The 21,216-nt window shown below is 30.1% G+C and carries 11 protein-coding genes and 1 pseudogene; 9 read left to right on the plus strand and 3 right to left on the minus strand.

Features of this window, described 5'->3' with window-relative positions:
• Positions 1-328: 328 nt before the first annotated feature.
• Positions 329-1,459, minus strand: coding sequence for an AimR family lysis-lysogeny pheromone receptor (locus ILT06_RS28295; protein ID WP_098095570.1), 1,131 nt, complete (start codon positions 1,457-1,459; stop codon positions 329-331).
• 664 nt (positions 1,460-2,123) lie between these two features.
• Between ILT06_RS28295 and ILT06_RS28300 the strand changes: the two genes are divergently transcribed.
• On the plus strand, positions 2,124-3,092 hold the full coding sequence (locus ILT06_RS28300; protein ID WP_098095561.1) for a Replicase RepFR55: 969 nt from the start codon (positions 2,124-2,126) through the stop codon (positions 3,090-3,092).
• 587 nt (positions 3,093-3,679) lie between these two features.
• On the opposite strand, the gene ILT06_RS32730 is transcribed toward ILT06_RS28300, so the two are convergent.
• Entirely contained in the window at positions 3,680-3,811 is a 132-nt protein-coding gene (locus ILT06_RS32730) for a hypothetical protein (protein WP_257206901.1), read from the minus strand.
• 919 nt (positions 3,812-4,730) lie between these two features.
• Between ILT06_RS32730 and ILT06_RS28305 the strand changes: the two genes are divergently transcribed.
• The 4 genes and pseudogenes from ILT06_RS28305 to ILT06_RS28320 all read left to right on the plus strand — a co-directional run bounded on the left by ILT06_RS28305 (position 4,731) and on the right by ILT06_RS28320 (position 12,275).
• Positions 4,731-5,285, plus strand: coding sequence for a MerR family transcriptional regulator (locus tag ILT06_RS28305; protein WP_097815784.1), 555 nt, complete (start codon positions 4,731-4,733; stop codon positions 5,283-5,285).
• A 190-nt stretch (positions 5,286-5,475) separates the two neighbouring features.
• Positions 5,476-5,827: pseudogene (locus ILT06_RS28310) on the plus strand (zinc ribbon domain-containing protein); the annotation flags it as partial.
• A gap of 4,821 nt (positions 5,828-10,648) precedes the next feature.
• Positions 10,649-11,836 carry a ParM/StbA family protein gene (locus ILT06_RS28315; RefSeq protein WP_098103680.1) on the plus strand — a complete coding sequence of 396 codons (1,188 nt, stop codon included), beginning with the start codon at positions 10,649-10,651 and terminating at the stop codon, positions 11,834-11,836.
• Between the two features lies 1 nt (position 11,837).
• Entirely contained in the window at positions 11,838-12,275 is a 438-nt protein-coding gene (locus ILT06_RS28320) for a hypothetical protein (protein WP_001280894.1), read from the plus strand.
• Between the two features lie 70 nt (positions 12,276-12,345).
• Here ILT06_RS28320 and ILT06_RS28325 read toward each other — a convergent pair whose 3' ends face one another.
• Positions 12,346-14,013 carry a helix-turn-helix domain-containing protein gene (locus ILT06_RS28325; protein WP_097815618.1) on the minus strand — a complete coding sequence of 556 codons (1,668 nt, stop codon included), beginning with the start codon at positions 14,011-14,013 and terminating at the stop codon, positions 12,346-12,348.
• A 79-nt stretch (positions 14,014-14,092) separates the two neighbouring features.
• On the opposite strand from ILT06_RS28325, the gene ILT06_RS32735 reads away from it, so the two are divergent.
• The 4 genes from ILT06_RS32735 (at position 14,093) to adhE (ending at position 21,083) form a co-directional block, all read left to right on the plus strand.
• Positions 14,093-14,224 carry a hypothetical protein gene (locus ILT06_RS32735; protein WP_254914694.1) on the plus strand — a complete coding sequence of 44 codons (132 nt, stop codon included), beginning with the start codon at positions 14,093-14,095 and terminating at the stop codon, positions 14,222-14,224.
• Positions 14,225-15,114: 890 nt separating this feature from the next.
• Positions 15,115-16,806, plus strand: a complete 1,692-nt coding sequence (locus ILT06_RS28330; RefSeq protein WP_061664424.1) for a hypothetical protein — start codon at positions 15,115-15,117, stop codon at positions 16,804-16,806.
• Between the two features lie 1,119 nt (positions 16,807-17,925).
• The gene (locus tag ILT06_RS28335) at positions 17,926-18,234 is read left to right on the plus strand and encodes a hypothetical protein (protein WP_001176240.1); all 309 of its coding nucleotides are present in this window, start codon (positions 17,926-17,928) and stop codon (positions 18,232-18,234) included.
• 251 nt (positions 18,235-18,485) lie between these two features.
• A complete protein-coding gene (gene adhE / locus ILT06_RS28340) occupies positions 18,486-21,083 on the plus strand; it encodes a bifunctional acetaldehyde-CoA/alcohol dehydrogenase (RefSeq protein ID WP_222655733.1) in 2,598 nt (865 codons plus the stop codon).
• The last annotated feature ends 133 nt before the right edge of the window (positions 21,084-21,216 follow it).

The following is a 21,216-nucleotide window of genomic DNA, read 5'->3' on the forward strand; positions in this document are numbered from 1 at the left end:
AATATTATTATCCTGGTTAATCATTTCATTAAACCACTCTTGATTAAGATTCATTTTGTAACGCCTCCCATATTTTACATGAATTTTATGTGTTAGTGGCACGAAATTTTTACGCTTTATAATAATGAGCCACCATTATAAAGTACGAAAGACGCTACTTTTTAGTAGCGTCTTTCTTGCTTAAACGGCTTAACCACCTCCGGGATCGACCATCCTTTGCATAACATATTTATTTGTATCTTGCGCTTTTGCATATTGTGAATCTGGTGTTTCTAATTGAAAAAACGATGTCAATAGCATCACGGTATATAACGTAACCGCTAAAAATTTATTCACTTGACTTCACCTCTTCTTTTAATAGCTCCTTCTTGACGTATTGCGAATAAAAAATGTTACCTGTCAATTCGAAAGATTCTAACGATTCCTTTAATCCTATTATATCATTATTTACTTTTGAAAACGAATACTGCTGGAAGGCCGTGAATTTTTTACCATCTTTTCTCAAGTCATCATATAGTTTATTTCCTTTTTCCCAATCACCATGCATGCATTCAAAAAAAGCCTTCTCAGATGAATGAATAAGATCAAATCTTATCTCATCTAAATTAATACCATTTTCTATATACAAATGGGCTAGTGTAGTATGAAACGCTAAATACTTTTGTGTTTTTTGTGGAACTTGAATACTTTCACAAAGAGAAATGGCTTTCTTGATATACTTCTCAGCTGTATATGGGCATTCAAACGTGAAACTTTCTCCTAAACAGCACCAAGCTGTAGCCTTAATAATAGAAATATCCAATTTAGAATCTAAAATTTCATAACATGTATTGCGACATCTATCTAAGGCATTTCTCATTAAATATATATAAGCCAGTCGCTCTTTATATTTCATTTCCAAGCATCTCTTAACGTACTCTTGTTTCACTTCTTTTAAAATGACATCTGTACGATCAGCATAAGGAATAACCGCATTATAATTTTGCTTATCATACATAGCTTCCATATATAAAATATTTAAGGCTGCTTGACACACTGTATCTGAAGAGAAATCTTTGGTATATATCTCATCTAGAAGTTGCTGACCTCTCGCTATGTTTTGATTTCTTTTATTCTGTATTTTATAAACCGCTATGTACTTCTTTAATCCCTTTGTATCCGCATGCTTTTCTATAATATCTGCTATTACTTTGTATTCTCCCATTGCTTGGCAATAGCATAATGCTTTTTGTACATTTAATGGTGTTTTACAAAGAAGAATATATTCATGAATGATTTTTCTTTTCTCTTCCGAATTATTACAAATGGCTTGAATTAACTTTAAAAAAATCTCAAATTTAAACTCTTCTGTTTTACATTGAAGTCCGTTATCAATTGTTGTTTTACTTGTTCCAATTTCCTTTGCTAGTTGTCTACTACTTATTTTCTTTTCAGCTTTAATTTTCGACAATTTCCCCATTAAATTCTCCAATGTAAAGCCCCCTTCCAAGCACAAGACACATCACCCAATATAAATTATTAAATAGATGTTTTAATCTATAGTGTAGTATTTATATATATTCTTGGAGGTTAATAATTAACTTTAATGATCGGGTAATCAAAACTTGTTATTATATTACTTAATGTTTTCTCAAAAATTGTATAATTAGAAATATTTTAACACGAAGGTCTTATCGTTATGTGTAAATTGACCATTATAAAAATTTTATATTTATTTATCAGAAAATTCAAAATATAAGGAGGAGACATTAAAATTCAGATGGGTTTGAATGAATACATTTAAATGTTTTTTACAGATGGGATAAAAAAGGCTACTCGAGGGGATTGATATTATTTTAATGACAATATAAGATAGATAGAAAGATTGTATTTTAAAGAAGAAATAATTTTTAAAAATATTTACACATAAAAAAAACCCACTATACACAGTTTTAAATTGGTCTCTAGTTTGGCGACATGAACCAATTTAAAACTCCTAGAATAGTAAGGGTCTTATTTAACATTTTTTAATGTTCACTTATAAAAATAATTATAACATAAAGTGGATTTAATGTGAATAAGAACCTCTATTTTTCCATGTTTTTTCTGTATGTGTTTAGTGGGAAAAATAGGAGGTTTTTTCAGTGTTGTTGCGAAACTTTTTGCTTAGTCGAGCAAAAGCGGAACTAAGTCCCCACATCCATCACTTATCCAAAACTCCTGGAGCTATCAATCAAGCAATCAAGAAAATAACTTCTTATATTGATGGTGTTGTCCTAGAGTGTGAAGGTGCTACCACTAAAGATTATCTTACCAAAAAGAAATACGAAGCTTTAGAGACTGTTTTATCTTATTTAGTACAAGAAGGCTATAGTCAAGTTAGACAAGAACACATTAGCAAAAAATCTGGAATTTCAAAACCTATTATTAATTACATTTTCAATTGGCTGCAAGATTTAGGAGTATGTCAACAAATAAAGGTAAGACGGCACGGAAAGATTGCCCCCTCTGTTTACATCTTAACAATACATAATAATTATTTAAAAATCGTTGAATATTTCAAGATAAAATGGGCTGTAGCAATTGATGTTTGTGCTACTTTTACTAGATTTTTAAAGAACAAAATTAGTAAAAAGTCTGATGTGACAGATCTTGAATTTATGCAAAAAAACAATTTTAATCCTTCACCTTCCTTAGATTTTTTCGGCATTGAAGAGCAATCAAAACCTGCTGTTAATCATGAGAAACAAGGGAAAAATAATAGATTACAAGACTTAAATGATTATTTGAGTGAAGATCAGAAAAAAGCGTATTACTACATTTTGAGTCAAGAGCTAACATACCTATCTGAAAATGATGCATACACAATTGCTTTAAGATTGCCACCGGATATTGATCGCTACATAAGATGGGATTTTGAAGAATGTGTGCAATGGTTCCAGTTTAATAAAGCTGAAAACAGTAATCCTGCACATTTCATAAAAATGCTTAATCAAAAATCTAAACAAAATCAAGATCGTAGAAAACGTAATGCACAAAATACAAGCTCACTCTTAGATACAAATCATAGTCATACATTTGTTTTTTATAATTTTTTAGATGAGCACAATTAAAATCAAAAAAATCTCATTACAAATAGCCTTGCTGAAAAAAACATATACAGCAAGGCTATTTGTAATGTCTTCCTATCGTTCTTTATTGCCTTATTGGTCTTCAATAAAATAATTTCAAAAACTATATGCAATTTCTATGGACTATATTTTTTTTACTTCTAATTCAACTATAAAATTTACACCTCATGAATATAGTATATTCAATTATTTACTAAACTATTTACTTAGAAATTTACTAAGCATAAATCTCCAATACCTTGATACAATAACCATAATGCCCCCAAAATTAATTCTAATGTTTTTATTTATTTTAATTTCTAAAACAAGATTTATTAAATATAGTACTTTGCATCTCTTTGTAACTTTTTAGGGAGGCTTAGCATATCTTCTAAAGGATTCCCTAATTTTTTATTTAATTTGGCATAACTTACTTCTTAAACAATTGGCTAAACTATGATTCTACCAGTTGCGTGGAAGCAATGGCCTGTTGTTATTTATCAATCTTGTTCAATAGTATTTGATTAATTTGTTCTAATTTGTCTATGTGCTTTAAAAGTTAAAAACTTCGTACTCATTGATTTCACTCTTTAAAATGTATAATAACTCGTTTCATACACTGTCTTAACAACTGATTTCATTATACAATTGTCTTCTTCCCCCTCTTCCACTATTGTACAATCTACATTTTGCTCCAACATCTGTCCTACTACTTTTAACAACTCTTGAAATCTTTCATCCTAACTATTATTTGGTAAAGTAAAATTAACGAGACGAAATTTCATTTTAATATATTTATAGCTTTCACTTTTCTTAAACAGGATTTATTTACTGTAAGTATCAACAAAATAATATGAAATTTTTTCTTTCAATATATTTTAACCACAAGTATCCTTGTCAAAATAATAAACGCCTATATCTATTGCCCCTCTCCCTATATACATCTAAATTTCATATCGAATTACAAGTGTATATTATTCAAAATTCTGGTCCATACTAATATACATAAAACCTAAAACTGAGTTTTTTATAGCTATGTCTATTTAATATTTAAACAATACATTTAATCTCTGAATAACCCTCATTATTTTTCACTTATACAAATAACCTTATTTGAGATTCAAAACACAATAAATAATATCTAGTACCTTTTTAATATTCAAGTAATACATACTATGCAAGCCTTTATACAAACATAAAACGCTACTTTAACGCATAGCGTTCACATATAAATAAAGTTTTTTGTTTGCTTTTTAGGCATTTGTAATAAAAAAATAGTACTTAATTGCTAATTCTATTAATGAAAGCTTTGATTCTATTACAAATATCTAGTAAAATTCTTATATCAGCAACAAACTTCTAATATTAATAGTTAGTTTTAAATTAATTTCCTGCTTACATTAATGTTGTATAAATACTTGTTCACTTCCAATAATGAACGCTATTAGAACGAATAGCGTTTATTATTGAAAAAACATTAACGCTAGATGTATAGATTGACTTAATATATAAGTATGTATACAAACAAACTGATATGAGTACAAATAATTAGGTGGCTGCCTATAAAACTTTTACTCTTAAAAGAAAGATCTTTTCAAGAACGAATCAATATCTTACACACAAATAATGGAGGTGTGAAGTTTGGAATATGGATATTTTGCACAAGAAGTAGCAAAACAACTAGATATAAACACCAATACACTTCGCAGGTGGTCAATTGAATTAGAAAAAATGGAATATATATTTGAAAGAAATGAGCGTAATCAACGAATTTACTATGAGAATGATATAGATATCTTAAAGCAAATGAAAGAATACTTAAATCAAAACTGGAAACTAGAAGAAGCTGCAACAAGAAGCATGGAAAATACTGAAGAAAACGTTAAGAAAACGGATAGCGTTCACGAGGAAAATGAAGTTCAAGTAACGCTCAGAAAACGTTCAGAAACAGATATTTTAATGATTCAAGAAAAATTTTCTTACATGTTTGAGCAGCAAGATAAAATTGTACAGCAAAACCAAGATATTATTAAATTATTATTACAGGAACGCTCAGAAAAAGAAGACAAGGATTTACAGATTCAGTTATTACAAGAAAAACTGGATAAAGCAATTGAACTATTGAATGAAGATCGCCAAGAACAGCAAGATAACACCAAAAAAACGTTCATTCAACGTTTTTTTGGTAGGAATTAAATCAGATATACTTTTTTTTATCCAATACATATCTAATTGAGTAAAAAAAGCGGTAGCTACCGCTTTTTTTTTACTCATCCTCACAACATGAATACGTAGTTTTATAAAAAATTTTTATAATATGTTTTTTATTTCTTGTTTAATATTGAGAATGTACTTTTATATAACTTATGTTACTTACTCTAACTAAAATAAACAGCACGTGATAATTGCATGAATTCATGAACATGATGCGAGTATACGGGCTGATTACTTACATAAACTTTCTAGTGAAATCATCAAAAAGTACGATGTCATTGGTAAAGAATACGTACGATCTAGTGGTATGGCAAACAATTAGCTGTATTATCTAAAACATTTGCTTCACGTCAATTATGTTCCAATTGTAACTACAAAAACAAAGATGCTAAAAATCTAACCATTCTTGAGTGGGATTGTCCTTATTGTGGCACACATCATGATAGAGATGTAACACAGTGCTCAACCTTAGAAATGAAGCAATTCCTCTTTTAACCGTAGGAACTATGAGGATGGCCTACTAAATTAGAAAGCGTTAGGCTTTTGTACTTAGGGATCCCTCACTTAAAACGCTCCGGAAGATGTTAAGTACTGAGTGGTTCAACATATTTTGCTTACATGAATTCCAAGATGACCACAATTGCATATCTTATTGGACCTTTCTTATGGATTCCAAAAAACACTCTATATTTCTAATATCAACATGTTAATCCTATTTCCTAAAATTACTTAAGTGTTTTCTTTGACGATTTTTAGGGAGTTTTGACTAATCCTCTAATTCCTCAACTACATATTAAACCCATATATGAAACTGCATGCTTTTTCTAGTATTCTTTAATTCATTTTGCCAGACTAGATTTTTTATTTATATTGTCATCAATTGCTACATTCATTATTACTAGATCCTATGCTTTCACCATTTACAAAACGTTAAATTAACGTTTTGTAAGCGCTCATTTCGTTTTTTCTTATTGTATTAAACTATTTGCCATCTAATATCCTTACAGATCGTTTCGGATTCAAAACACTAAACACACATTCTCTAATTTGTTAGGCCGCTATCACATCACTCTTATAATTTAAATCTTTGCTACTAAGATATGTGCCATATGAAGAACACGCCCATTAATGTCTATGTTTTTGTAATCATACTTCGAACATCGTCAGCTAACATCAACAACTTTTTTTCATACCACTTCGCTTTAAATACTTCATGACATATAGCATTATGAAACTCTATGCTTCATTTAGTCAAGGTCGTTATTATAACGTTCATTAACCATTACAACATAGAAACCTACAACTTTATTATTGAGCTATTAATTGATACACTTGTTATCATTTTTATATATTGCTTTAGCATAAATTGCGTCCTTTGATCAACTCAGAATATTGATATTAAAGAGATAGACGCTGAAATAACGGGTAGCGTTCACATTAGAAATCATTAAAATAACACTCGACAACATTTAAGTAAAAAACAATTTCAGCACAACCACAACTACATATTTTTTTGTCCTTTCTTATTGATTCAAAAAATACTCCATATATCTCCAGCCTTCTTTAATATATTTGTCAGATTGTATTTGTTATATGAAGTGTAACATTCAATTAAGATAAATCTTAAGATCTGTAATAATAAAACCGCATTATACAAACGCCGCATTCATTATTACTAATTCATACACGTTATGAACACTGTTAAATAAAACATATCTATCCTAAAATCACATAATACGTTTAGATGTAAATATATTTTAACGTATTATATTAATGAAGGGGATTTCTTGTAAACGCTATGCGTTCACATTTCACAAAGCGTTAAATTAACGTTTCTCAAGCGCTCATCTATTTTATTTCTTCCTATTATATTAAACATCTTGCGCCTTAAACATTCTTACAGACTGTTTAAGGCGCAAGATCCAATAAGTAAACTTCTTAATTTGTTAGGTGACTATTCTCGTAATTCCTATGCTTTATAAATGAACTACTTCGTTTTATGATTTAAATTTGTGCTAATACCTTTGTAATAATGTGTGTTATAAGAAGGACACTCTCATTAACATCTATAACACAGCAAAACTTAGGGCATTTTTTAAAATATGCCCTTGGAAGATTATACTTTGCTTCTTGCAAGTTGATTCCTGTTTAAAGAATTTAATACGATATATTTTCACTTCATTTAGTTGGAATTGTTGTTATAACATTCAGTACAAATTATAGAACACCTTATATATTTTAGTTTGCTTTTTATTTTATTAATTGATATGCCTGTTATGAGTAACGCACTTTATACAACTCTTAACGCTGTAGTTAAAGGGTTAGTCGGTGAAATAACGGACAGCGTTCACATGGAAATTAACACTAAAATAACACTTCGATAACGTTTGAATTGTACAAGAATCCTGATTCCTTAAAATATCCACTTAACCTTTATAGATTAAAGTTAGAAGTTAGAGGTAGTAATTTAAATTTGTAACGTCCTCGATTTGGTGACATCTTTTAAAAACATAGTTGCTTTAAAGTAGTATTCTCAAAATTATTACAAAGTACTTCTTCCTCTAAAATGTGAAGGTGGGCGATGCATACCGATTGTCTTGTTACCATCTACTTGTACAGATCACTTTTTTATTAGAATATAGTTTGCAAAAAAGTCATAGCAATTGTAAAAGATTCAACGTTCTATCGTCCCACACTTGACGAAATTAAGAAATCCAAGAGAAAGCCGTAATCTAATATATTAAATGGGTCGCAACATTGTTAAGTGGGCGTAGTTCAATATTAATAGTATTGTCATATTAAATACATCCTATACAAAAAAATAGGTAGTAGTGTTAATAATATATTTTGATAGCAACATGACCGTTTTTATAACGTTCATGAAACCCGCAATTTATGATAGAAATTTCAACTACATCCGTAAATCCATATTATATTTTTTTTATAACTATATTGTAAAGCTGCGAAATGAAATAAATTGATTTGTTTTTTTAGTTAATCCTAGATTAATATATCTATTATGATATATACCTAAAAGTAAGAAATTTATTCGCAAAACCTCTAAAATGAGTGATTAGAAACACGAGATCAGATACAACTATAACTATCTCCTCATTCCATTTCGCTTTGAGTTTCAACATTACTGAAAATTGTATCTAAGATTCTTCAAAAATTATTGGCTTCTTTATGCTGCATATGCCAGTTTACAGAATCCTTCGTTCTTCTGTAAAGAGTGCGCCTTGCTTTTGCTAGATAGTTTCTACTGTCCGAACGAATTTAGTATTTTTATAACTAGAAAAATTCTTTAATTCCTAATCACATATCATTTCCAACAGAAATACAAACTTTCATTAATTCTTTTATGTACCGTCTAACAATTCTACTAAATCATGATCTTCGCAAACTACGTTCTACTATAGATATTTTTGCTTGATCATCTACTATAACGATATTTCCATTTGTTTGTTTCTTGTGGAAGATTTTATTTGGTTGGACTAGAGTCATTCATTTCAAAAAAACATATGCTTACGTCTACCGTACTTCTCTCCGAACTTAGGTTGATATTCCACATCTTCATATGTTTAAGAAAAGAATCTTCTTTTAAATTGCAATCATATTATCTCTTAGCCGAAGTTTCTGCTTTACCCATCAAAACATCGAATTAATAACTATATAAATATGCCACTAAAAATTGCTTTAAGAACGCGCCAACATCAAATAACAACGCCTAAATAACACTTCTAAAACGTTCATAAAATAAAAATTTTGCATTTACTTCAACTTAAGAAACTTAAATATATACTCCAAGAAGAATATACGATGATATAAAATTTTTGTTAAAGAATTTGGTATCTTACCATACAAATTTAGAGTTAATTTCAAAAATAAAACAAGAGCAGTAATGGTCATTCATTGTCTATTTAAACTTCTTACTTTTAAACTTTAAAGCAGCATTCCTGCGATTAGTATAATTGATTCTCCGTGAACGCTATGCGTTCACGGAGAATCAATTACTACATTCCTACTAAAAAACAGTAAAAGTATGCAAACCGAACAACACCCTAGATATATACCCAATCCAAAATCTTATTATATTAGTTGCTTCAGAAAGAAGTTTTACTTTTAAAAGTATGTTACTAATGGATTTCCTAAAAACACCTTTTCAACATAGCTTTATATTGCCACTATGATCTAAGTAAGTATGTAGAAACTACTTTGATATCTATGTCATTATTTATATAGAAATATTTCAATTGAAATTCTTTACAACATATACCAAACTACTTTTTTAATATCGAACTCGAAAATTAAATTTATAGGTTTTATCATTTCTTAAACTAGTTTCTCTTTAAAATCAACTTTAAATATTGCTATTACAATGTTTAACGCTTAAAAAACGCCTAGTGTTCATCTGCTAAAATCGCCAGATAAACACCATAATAACGTTTGTTTAGCAAATATATATAAATCTGTAATTAATCCTGTTCAATTTTTATATTCAAATCAAATTTCATAGATTCTATATTCTTTTAAAGGAGTGCTACAGATACAAATAGAACATATACAACAAAAATACATACTCAAGGTATTTTATGTTCTACATATTACACTTGATATGTAGAGGGTTAATTTGCATACTACTTTTTCAGTCTTTTTGTTATAGATATCATCAAAATAGCCAAAAACAAACTTATATAATAAAGATCTCAATTTTAAACCGTCTTTCAATGCGTTATTACACCAAAAAACATCTACTCTCTCAATCTCATTACCTTTATTAGCTATTTGTTTATAAAAAACATTAAAATTGTTGATTTAAAGGGGGTTAACGCATTAAAAACGCCTAACGTTCACACAATATCAAACACCGAAATAACACTTTTATAACGTTTATTTGGCTAACCATTTTTACTATTCAAGTATGTATAAGTCATATTCGCAATTAATCTTATTTGCATTCTCTCGATTAAAATGTATACCTCATTCCACTAGATATCCCTTAGATTCCCGAAATATATCATCAGTAATCTATCCATAAATCACAGAAATAACCTGATATTTCAAAAGACATCTTCGACAAACGTATTCCTCCCGCCAATAACACATTTTATATATTCTAGATATATTCAAAATATATCTAGAATATATAAAATATCATAACCACTAAAAAATAACTTGAATATTTTAATTTAATATCTAATTTATATCTAACTTATATTCATTTTATATTTTATTTATATTTTTTCTTCACAAACCTTATAAAATCCTTGTCGCTAGAGGTTTTATAGGTTATAATATATTTATTAGATATAAATTAGAAATAAAATTACTAGAGGTGATGTATAATGGCAAGTTTAAAAGGCAAAACTCTTCATATAGACATAGAAGGTGATATTGGGAACGATTCGTTTAAAGGTTACATCAATGGTGAATACATAAAAATGAAAAATGTATATCAAAGTGTTTACTCAATGCCTAATGTTACTGAGACAAACATCCAAAAAAACGTAGTTAATTTAGTAGATAATATGTTCGTGAATATTGCTAGTAAATCAATTCGAAGATCTGGAATGTATTTCATTGGTAATCGTGCGATGTTAACAGGGAAAAACCCTAAAAACATGAACATTAAAGTAGGTCAAAAATACAATGATGATTTACCACTAATTAATATGCTAGGATTAATTGCAAACAAATCAGTTCAACTTGAATGGGAACGCACAGAACAACTACCACAATCAATCAGCGTGACTGTTGACCTTATTTCAGCTATCCCAGCAAGCCAATGGACACCCGTAAACGCTAAACATTTAGAACAACGTTTTACTAATTCAAATCATGTTGTAGTGGTTTATGTAGGAGAAGAGCAGGTAACGGTTAGCTTAACATTTAATAGTGCAAACATTACACAAGAGGGTGTTCCTCCGTTATTTGCAATTCTTGAAGGGGAAGAGGAGATGTTTACTGATTTCACTAAACTATATGCAAAAAAACTTGAAATCAAAAAAATTGACGGCTCCTTCTTTAAAAACAAAAAGATTTTACATTCTGATATTGGGGATGGAACAACTGAGTATATCTATACAGTTGGCGTGAACCCTGTAATTGATGCTTGTAGCGGTGAAAGACGTGGTGTCGGTCATGCTACAGAAGAAGCTGTAAAATTATTAAATCAAGAACGTGGCACAAACATTAAACGCCAACAATTCTCTCAGATTCTTCAAGATATAGATCATAAATACCATGAAGAGGCAACAACCCACTTTAATATTACAAAAGTGGAACAAGCTGAACTAATCCTAGAAGATACAGATGAAAAATATGTAAACAATACAGCCAGTGAAGCTGAAGTTTTATGTGTGTATGGTGGGGGAAGTATTACTTTTAAAGATGAATTATATAATCAATTATTAGAGTATTGTGAGCGAGTTGGAATGTACTTATTGTGGATTCCAGAGAAATACGCTGTAGATATGAATGCTAAGGGGATGCAAATTATCAAGAAAATTCTTTCTCGAAAAAAGGTGAAATAGTATGTCCGACAAAAAAAGAGAATCCTTCTTCTGGAACCTCAAGAAGATTGAGAATGAAGAATTCTTTAAATGGTTCGAGTCACAAAGCAATATAGCCGATTCTTTGTATAAACTTGTTTGCTATTTTATTGATAAACACGGATTACAAGACGTGGCTGATTATAAGATACAGCAACAAATGCAAAAAGAAATTTTACTTCAAGATAAAGACTTTTTAAATGATGTTAAGCGTATACTTTTAAATAATTCAAACCTTACTATTCAAAAAGAAAGCCAAGCAAATGAAGAAGAGGTAGCCGATTCAAATAGAATAATCTCATCTAATGAAAAGAATTCTACTTCTAAAGATACACATATAGAAAATGAATCAACAACTGAAAAAGCAGTACTAAAAGATGAATATGAAGATCTGGATACGGCCAATTTATTTGGTAACTAGCGTTATAACTCCATGATAAAAAAGAGTCCCTAAAATAGGGACTCTTTTTTATCATGGAGTTAAACTTTTTCTACATCTTATCGATAATAATTTGTCTTTTATACCACTGATTTAATTTATCTTTAGCCGTGCCTGAAAGGCGTTTTGTTTTCTTATTATAAAACCTAGAAAGGGTAGGTTGTGATATACCTATTTCTTTTGAAAGTTCTCGCATTGTAATATTTTTATTCATATGGAAGTATGATATTTTTTCTCTAATTGAATTTTCATACTCATCAACATCTAAAGTGTTATTTTCTATTTTCACAGGAGACTCTTCTTGTATGATCTCTACTGTTTTTTTCTTCACTATTTTTTCTATTGAATTCATTAATTCTTTCGGCGGTAAAATTATTATACCTAACTGAGCATAATAGTTCTTAAACCAATTCTTCTTTGTTAACATTTCCTCTTTTAAATCTTCACTGTACTCCCAATGTGATATTACCTTTTCCTTCTCTAAATCAATAAGAACATTTTCTAACTGTTCACGAATACGATTTGGCTTTTGATTTTGATTTATACCCATGACAGCCAGTAATCCCTTATCTCCTCCTATAGAGTAAGGCCTTTTTAAACTAGAGAACATTTGACGAATTCTCCATTGCCAAGTTAAATAACGAATCAATCTCTTATGATATTTATGTCTATAACTATTATATTCTAACGCTTTTTTTGATAATAGTGCCGTTGTACTACTAGAACCATATAAATAACTTGATAAGAAGCTCCCTGGCTTAATCCTGCAAGATTCTATCCCCATATATTCGTTAGTGTTAGTATCTCTCCAGAGTACCACAGAATCTAATACAAAAAGCCTCTTAATAACTTCTCGCTTTACTTCATAATGTTTACCTGCTTCAGCTCGATCATTTAATACAACTACCTCATTATCATCATTTAAATAGATAAAAATACTTGCTAAGGCAGCAATTCGTTTGGCAACCTTTATTTTATCTTCTGCTCGATAATATTCTGTGTTATTAGCCTTTGCTTTAGGTATGCTACACATTTCTAATACCTGATTATATGAAAAGTCTATGAATTCATCAGGGGACTTTGCCTCATTTAACCATTGGATAGTAATTGCATCTAAACAGTCAGCAGTTAAATCATCCATATTACTCATTACACCATCAACCAATGTATTCCAACGAGCAGCTTCTTCAATATTTATTAATCTTAAATCTTCATCTTTATGTGAAGAAAGTTGTGCAACTCCACTACTATCTTTCGTTTCAATTGGATAAGATTTCAACTTTGTATTTTCATCTTCTTCAAATTGATTCTTTGCTATGCCATCTCTTAATTTATAATAAACCGCAGAATTATTCACTTCATAGTAATTCTCGTGCTCTAAACTTGTATTAGATTCCTTTGGTTCCCGCACGGTTTCATTGTTAGCTCTTGAAAACTCTTGCTCCACAAATAATCCTATCGCCACATCAATTTCAATTTGGTAAGCTTCTATGTTGGTGAATATTTCCAAAGAGGAGATTCCCTTTTTTTGTTGCTGTTCAAGCCACTGTACAAGCATTGAAAATGATGGGGAAAAATAGTCCGAAGTTACGATCCTACTAGTATCTTCTTTAACTTCTAAGTAATAAGCATTCCATTTATACCACAATTGTTCATTATGTTTATAGATAGGTGCTGATATTACTAATGCATCTTTAAACAATTGTAGAACATTATCCATATACATTCTTCTCCTTATTTAATTTACAATTGAGAATGATTTAAACTTAAATCTATATAGCCTTATGATGTTCCTATTCATGAAAATAAAAAAGAATACAGTAAGTTCTATCCAACCATCCTTTAGTGATAATCTAGCACGTATGCTTCTAACCACTTCTTTTACTGATTATACAAGACTGTATCCATTTGGAAAAGGTAAGACGTTATAAGAAACCTAATATTTTTCAAGGAATTAGCTGAAACATGAAATTCTTTTGCGATATCATGTCCCTTTTGATTAAACATGAAAAAGCTAGGTTATTCATGTTTTAAAATTTCCCTTGTATATATGGTAATACTCATTAAAGTTTGCATACAAAGTGAAAATTCATAGCGGTATCATGTCCCTTTTGACTAAAACATGAAAAAATCCAGTCTTAAATGTTTCATGAAATTAAACTATATATTTTTTTCATAATCTTTTTTACCCTTGATACAAAAGGGTTTCTTCTATATTCAAGGTATGAAACAAGAAAATTTATAGCGGTATCATGTCCCTTTCTTGTTTCATAAATCCTCCTAAACCCCTTATATACCATACATTTATACAACATCTCCTCAAATTTCAGGGAATTATAAAACATGAAAATTCATAGCGTTATCATGTCCCTTTCTATCTGAAAAGATGAATCACCCCTAGCGGTATCATGTTCCTTTTATAAATACCAAATTTCATATAAATCCCTTTAACATCAATGTTTATTGACGGTTTTCATGTAAATTATAATAAATAGAAATATGAAAATCTACAGCTCTATCATGTCCCTTATATTTTTGTGAAAATAAGCTTCCATCCCCATTAGAACAACGTTTATTAGCATTTTACAACTCATTTTCTTATTTATTCGGAACATGAAAATCCATAGTGATATCATGTCCATAAAAAAAATAGAACAAAACCCGAAACCCCTTGGTATGAAAGGGATTAACGTACATTTCATTTTTTCATGTTGGCTCTTAAAGGGCCCATTTCATCAACTTTTGATTTGCTATAATTAAAATCGGTATATTTTATATTGTACGGATATGTATATTTTAATTTGTATAGGAGGTGAAAAAGATGAGCAAATCATTTGTTATTCGTAATCAACGTAGTCTAGATGGACAATCTACTAATGCGGTTATAGTTACATTAAAATCTTGGCAAGCACTTGTTGATGCATTGGAAGGAAAATACTATAGCTATAAAGATACATACCTTGAAGATATTATTAATCAAATGTCGTATGAAGAACGTATTGCGGATATCGATGGATTTGTTGCACAAGCAAAGCCATCTTTTTCACGTCATACTATTTCAAAGACAATGGGAAGAAAACATAAATTGTACGGTATTACAAATGCAGATCTTGAAGTATTTCTTTACCTACATAAAAAATGCTATACGAATGGTATTATTCCAAACGTAACAGTACATATGCTTTGGGAAGACTATAAGCAATACAAAGAAGAATTGGCATGTATACAGCATTCTCAATTCTATATTGCATTAAAAAAATTAAGCCTACATAACATTATTACGATTGAAAATGAATTAGATAGTCGATACACAATTAAAATAACTCATTTTATGAATGAAGAAACAGAAAAAGCAAATCCTTATGTTTACATTAGTCCTGTAGTCTTTACAAAAGCTTTCTTTGAACTTTCAGTAGCATCTAAGAAGCTATTCTTAGATATTGCTATGCAACAGCATAGAGAGACTACATTAAAACGTTCTTTAGACAAACAGGATGAAAGAGGTAATAAGACTCACTTTGGTGGGATGTACCGCTTTCTACATAAGAAGTATCCACATCAAATTCGTGCAGTTATGAAAGAACTAACGACTGTATTGCCTTGTACAGGAACTCCACTATTCAAAATCTGTAAACTACAAAAAGGGGTTCAAAACAAGAAAAAATACACGACTTTATTTTTATCTATTCATTCAGACTTCTTATGTGGAAAAGAATCAGGCGAACTACAGTATCGTGATCCTTTTACTCCAAAGGTTACGTATGCCCGTAAAGCCCGATTTATTGAATCTACACTACAAGAAATGCATATTGGGGAATTTACACGAGACATGAATAAATTTATTCATGTACTTAAAAATACCTGTCATCGACAAATCCGTAGTGTAATACATAGTTTGCGTGACATGATTGATCGCACTGAAAAATATCCAAGTAAGTTAGTATATACACTGAAAAAATTATTGAATCAAACATCACAGTATCATATTCTTGATACCGCAGCTAAAGAAGGGGTTTATCCTCTTATTACACAGCACGTACCAGCAAAACAAAAAGAACAAGCTATATTTGATTTCGGATTGCATTTCTCTATGTACTCTCGCCGAAGCATCAAGAAGCTGTTCCGTAAAACATTTGAGTTATTAAAGAACAAATTTGCCGTACCTGTTACAGAGGAATCTTACCATCGTAATTATCTAAGATATCAAGAAGAAACATTATTTAGAAAATACGCTTATGAACAAGGTGCAAATCTAAATGCTTATATGGCTTTAGAAATAGAAATGCGTGAACTTCTAAAAATAAAAGGACATAAAGAACGCTTTATTCCTAGTGATGTACGTGAATTGTTCATTGAAAAGATAGATAAATTACCAAAAGAAAAGCTAAGGGTAATTGAAGTACCTGGTAGCATAAATTTAATTACCTTTATACGTGCCTTGGAACAGCTGATACGTGCTGGAATTCAAGTAACATCAACTGAACAGGTATTAAAAGTAATGGAAGAAATGTAATCATTTTCAGCTCTCTATATTTGAAAAAAATCAAAGTAGAGGGCTATTCGTGTTGGCTCTATCATTCAAAGTCTTTCTATTAGATCCATTTATATACTTTTCTAAAAGATTCTATTGAAAATAGAATCTTTTTTTATGCACTTCTATACAATAAAAGTTATTCATCATTGTTAATTTCCACAATAGTAACTTGAAAAGGCATCCAATACCTATATGAATAGAGATTTTACTCTACATAAAATCATAAGAAAAATTAAATTTTTAGTGGATATGTTTATAAAAAGTATCATTTGTGAATAAAAATATCATACTATTGTTGCTATATAAGGGTTCTATAAGTAAATCTACTAAAATTCATCAAGTTTTATGTGATTAAATATGAATAACTGAATTAAGTGGATTAAATAATGATCATTGTGTATAGATTGTGTACAAATGACTACAAATTGGGGACAAATATCGAGAATGTCTTCTTATTTACGAATGAATAAATATACTCATTACTGAATTATTTTTCTTCATTTTTTATGTAGGTATAGTGGTACTATTTTATGATTTTATGTAGAAAGGATGATACAACAAAGTCTATTTTCACACTCCCATTACATACCATTTATGATTTTTTACAGTAGGGCATGTTAAAAACATTGTCATAGCAGGCTTTATTCTATATTTTATGAACCTATAAAAGTTTTATCTTTATATTTTTAATATATATAAGATATATATTTATATAAGATTTTAAGAAAAGGGGGAATATTTTAGAGAGGATGGGGACAAACAAAATATTTTTAAATAAAAAAATAATTTATATTATATATACTAATGTTTTCAAAATTTATTAATAAAAAGTTCTAACTACTATACACATAAAATACTACTAGATAAATTACATATAAGTGTTAAGTGTCTTCTTTAGTAGAGTTATCACAACAAAGAGATTTACATACTATAACAAATTAATAGTCCTTTACAAGAAGATGAATTACTGTTGCTTTAGGAAATTAATAGTTATAAACTTATAGGCAAAGTCGAGATCCTCGCTATAAGTTTGTAAAAATAGAGTATAAATTTATTATACTTTATTAAATTTTTTATACATGAATAGGAGTGATATTTATGCAACTAAAAAATGTAACACCTATGGGATTAAATGATGAGGTATTCAAAACAATTATTAATAAAACTGAAAATACATTTCCATCATTTTTTTTCATTAATCCGTCAGGTAATGTTGTCATACCAAAATATTTGAACAAGGATATTTGTATGTATGCAGTTTTCGGTGAAACAATGGTTATAATTGATAATGAAATTGAGATATTAAGGCATCAACAAATATTGTATTTTAATGCTGAGGTGTACATTGAATTGAGAAATAATACAACTGAGAATGTAATTGTATATATTGATGGTGTAAATAAGTAATTATTGATTAGAATTATTATAAATATTTGTGAAATACTTCACAAAAAATACACAATAAAAAATAGTCATTTCATGTATAGTGGGAGTAGTTGAAAATTTCATATTATTATTTGTGAAATACTTCACATGTTTTAAGACTTTACTTAATAGGCAAGATGAAAACAATAAGTTCCAACATTTTAAATCTATTTTTATAGTGATCTGGAGGCTTTAATATGACAAACAAGACAGATGAAAAAGAAGTACAAGCAATGGTCAACGTAGTAATTAAAGATGAAAATGATGTACAAGAAGTTGTTAATACTTTAGTTGAAAATGGAAAAGAAGCACTAAAAGCAATGGAATCTTATACGCAAGAGCAAGTAGATCATATTGTTCATGAAATGGCACTATCTGGATTAGATCAACATATGCCATTAGCAAAAATGGCGGTTGAGGAAACTGGTCGAGGTGTGTATGAGGATAAATGTACAAAGAACATATTTGCGACTGAATATATTTGGCATAGCATAAAAAAAGATAAGACTGTAGGAATTATTCATGAAGATTCACATGAAGAAGTCATCGAAATTGCCGAACCAGTAGGTGTAGTTGCTGGTGTGACACCAGTAACGAATCCTACTTCAACAACTATGTTTAAAGCAATTATTGCAATGAAAACACGAAATCCAATTATTTTCGCTTTTCATCCATCTGCTCAGCAATGCTCTGTTGCAGCGGCTAAAATTTTAAGAGATGCTGCAATTAAGGCAGGGGCACCGGAGAATTGCATTCAATGGATTGAAAAACCTTCTGTTGAGGCAACAAAAAGATTAATGAACCATGAGGGGGTTGCACTTGTTCTTGCAACCGGGGGTGCTGGAATGGTGAAATCAGCATATTCTACAGGGAAACCGGCCTTAGGGGTAGGACCTGGGAATGTACCTTGTTATTTAGAGAAATCAGCACATGTAAAACGAGCTGTAAATGATTTAATTTTATCAAAAACATTTGATAATGGTATGATTTGTGCTTCTGAACAAGCAATCATTGTAGATAAAGAAATCTATAATAGTGTAAAAAAAGAAATGCAAGACAACAATTGTTATTTTGTTACCGAAGAAGAGAGAATAAAACTAGAGAAGCTTGTTATTAATGAAAATACATGTGCAGTAAATAGTGATATCGTTGGGAAATCAGCACATTATATTGCATCATTAGTAGGCATTAAGGTACCAGAAGATACAAAAATACTTGTAGCTGAAATTAAGGGAGTGGGTGCAGAATATCCACTATCACGTGAAAAATTGAGCCCAGTATTAGCTTGTATCAAAGCAAATTCACAAGAAGAAGGATTTAAATATTGTGAAGAAATGTTAAATTTAGGTGGCTTAGGGCATTCAGCGGTTATTCATTCTACAAATAAAGAAGTACAAAAACAATTTGGTTTAAGAATGAAAGCTTGTCGCCTTATTGTAAATTCACCATCAGCACAAGGTGGGATTGGTGATATATATAACGCATTTATTCCATCTTTAACATTAGGTTGTGGTTCATACGGTAAAAATTCTGTTTCTCAAAACGTAACAGCTACACATTTAATAAATGTAAAGCGTTTGGCGAATAGAAAAAATAATATGCAATGGTTCAAATTACCACCTAAGGTTTTTTTTGAAAAACATGCGACACAATATTTAGCTAAGATGCCAAACATTTCACGAGCATTCATTGTAACGGATCCAGGAATGGTAGACCTGGGATATGTGGACACAGTTACACATTACTTACAACAGCATTTAAATGATGTAAAAGTAGGTGTTTTCTCAGAGGTAGAACCAGATCCATCAGATGAAACAGTATTCAAGGGTGCTGAGATGATGAGAAGCTTCAAACCTGATGTAATTATTGCATTGGGCGGAGGTTCAGCAATGGATGCAGCAAAAGGAATGTGGCTATTTTATGAATATCCAGAAACGAAATTCTTTGGAATCAAACAAAAGTTTTTAGATATTAGAAAACGCACATGTAAATTTCCAACACTAGGGCAAAAAGCACAATTTGTTGCGATTCCAACAACATCAGGAACAGGTTCAGAAGTGACACCATTCGCGGTTATTACAGATAAAAAAAATAATATAAAATATCCACTTGCTGATTATGAATTAACACCAGATGTAGCGATTATTGATCCACAGTTTGTAATGACAGTGCCACCTCATGTAACAGCAGACACTGGAATGGATGTGTTAACACATGCAATTGAAGCATACGTGTCTATTATGGCAAATGACTATACAGATGGATTGGCCTTAAAAGCCATTGATCTAGTATTTAAATATTTACCGAGAGCATATAAAAATGGAAATGATGAAGAAGCACGTGAGAAAATGCATAATGCTTCTGCAATTGCAGGTATGGCTTTTGCAAATGCATTTCTTGGTATTAATCATAGTTTGGCGCATAAGCTTGGACCAGAATTTCACATTCCACATGGACGCGCTAACGCAATCTTAATGCCGCATGTAATCCGCTATAATGCTATTAAGCCGAGAAAACATGCATTGTTCCCAAAATATGAGCATTTTGTGGCAGATGAACGTTATGCATATATTGCAAGAACATTGGGGCTGCCAGCAAGTACAGTGGAAGAAGGGGTAGAATCTCTTGTGCAAGCAATTATCAGCCTTGGAAAAGAATTGAATATTAATATGAGTATTGCAGGACAAGGAGTAAAACAAGAAGCATTTGAAAATGTTGTGGATGTCTTATCGGAAAGAGCATTTGAAGATCAATGTACACCAGCAAATCCGAAACTTCCATTGATTTCAGAATTAAAAGAAGTATATAAGCAAGCATATAAAGGTGTGTAATAAGTTAAGTAGGTATAACTTTTTAAGTTCATAGATTTTGTATTTGATATTTGTAAATGTATTGTATATGGGTGTTAAGGGGAAATATATATTATAAACAGCTGTGCTTTAAATGGAACATCTAATAAAAATG

It is taken from the genome of Bacillus sp. 17RED48 (genome assembly GCF_019837545.1).
GTDB lineage: Bacteria > Bacillota > Bacilli > Bacillales > Bacillaceae_G > Bacillus_A > Bacillus_A wiedmannii.

Coding starts and splice junctions, on each gene's coding strand:
- adhE (WP_222655733.1), top strand. CDS start 18,486: ATGGTCAACGTAGTAATTAAAGATGAAAATGATGTACAAGAAGTTGTT.
- ILT06_RS28295 (WP_098095570.1), bottom strand. CDS start 1,459: ATGGGGAAATTGTCGAAAATTAAAGCTGAAAAGAAAATAAGTAGTAGA.
- ILT06_RS28325 (WP_097815618.1), bottom strand. CDS start 14,013: ATGGATAATGTTCTACAATTGTTTAAAGATGCATTAGTAATATCAGCA.
- ILT06_RS32735 (WP_254914694.1), top strand. CDS start 14,093: ATGAAAATAAAAAAGAATACAGTAAGTTCTATCCAACCATCCTTTAGT.
- ILT06_RS28315 (WP_098103680.1), top strand. CDS start 10,649: ATGGCAAGTTTAAAAGGCAAAACTCTTCATATAGACATAGAAGGTGAT.
- ILT06_RS28330 (WP_061664424.1), top strand. CDS start 15,115: ATGAGCAAATCATTTGTTATTCGTAATCAACGTAGTCTAGATGGACAA.
- ILT06_RS28320 (WP_001280894.1), top strand. CDS start 11,838: ATGTCCGACAAAAAAAGAGAATCCTTCTTCTGGAACCTCAAGAAGATT.
- ILT06_RS28335 (WP_001176240.1), top strand. CDS start 17,926: ATGCAACTAAAAAATGTAACACCTATGGGATTAAATGATGAGGTATTC.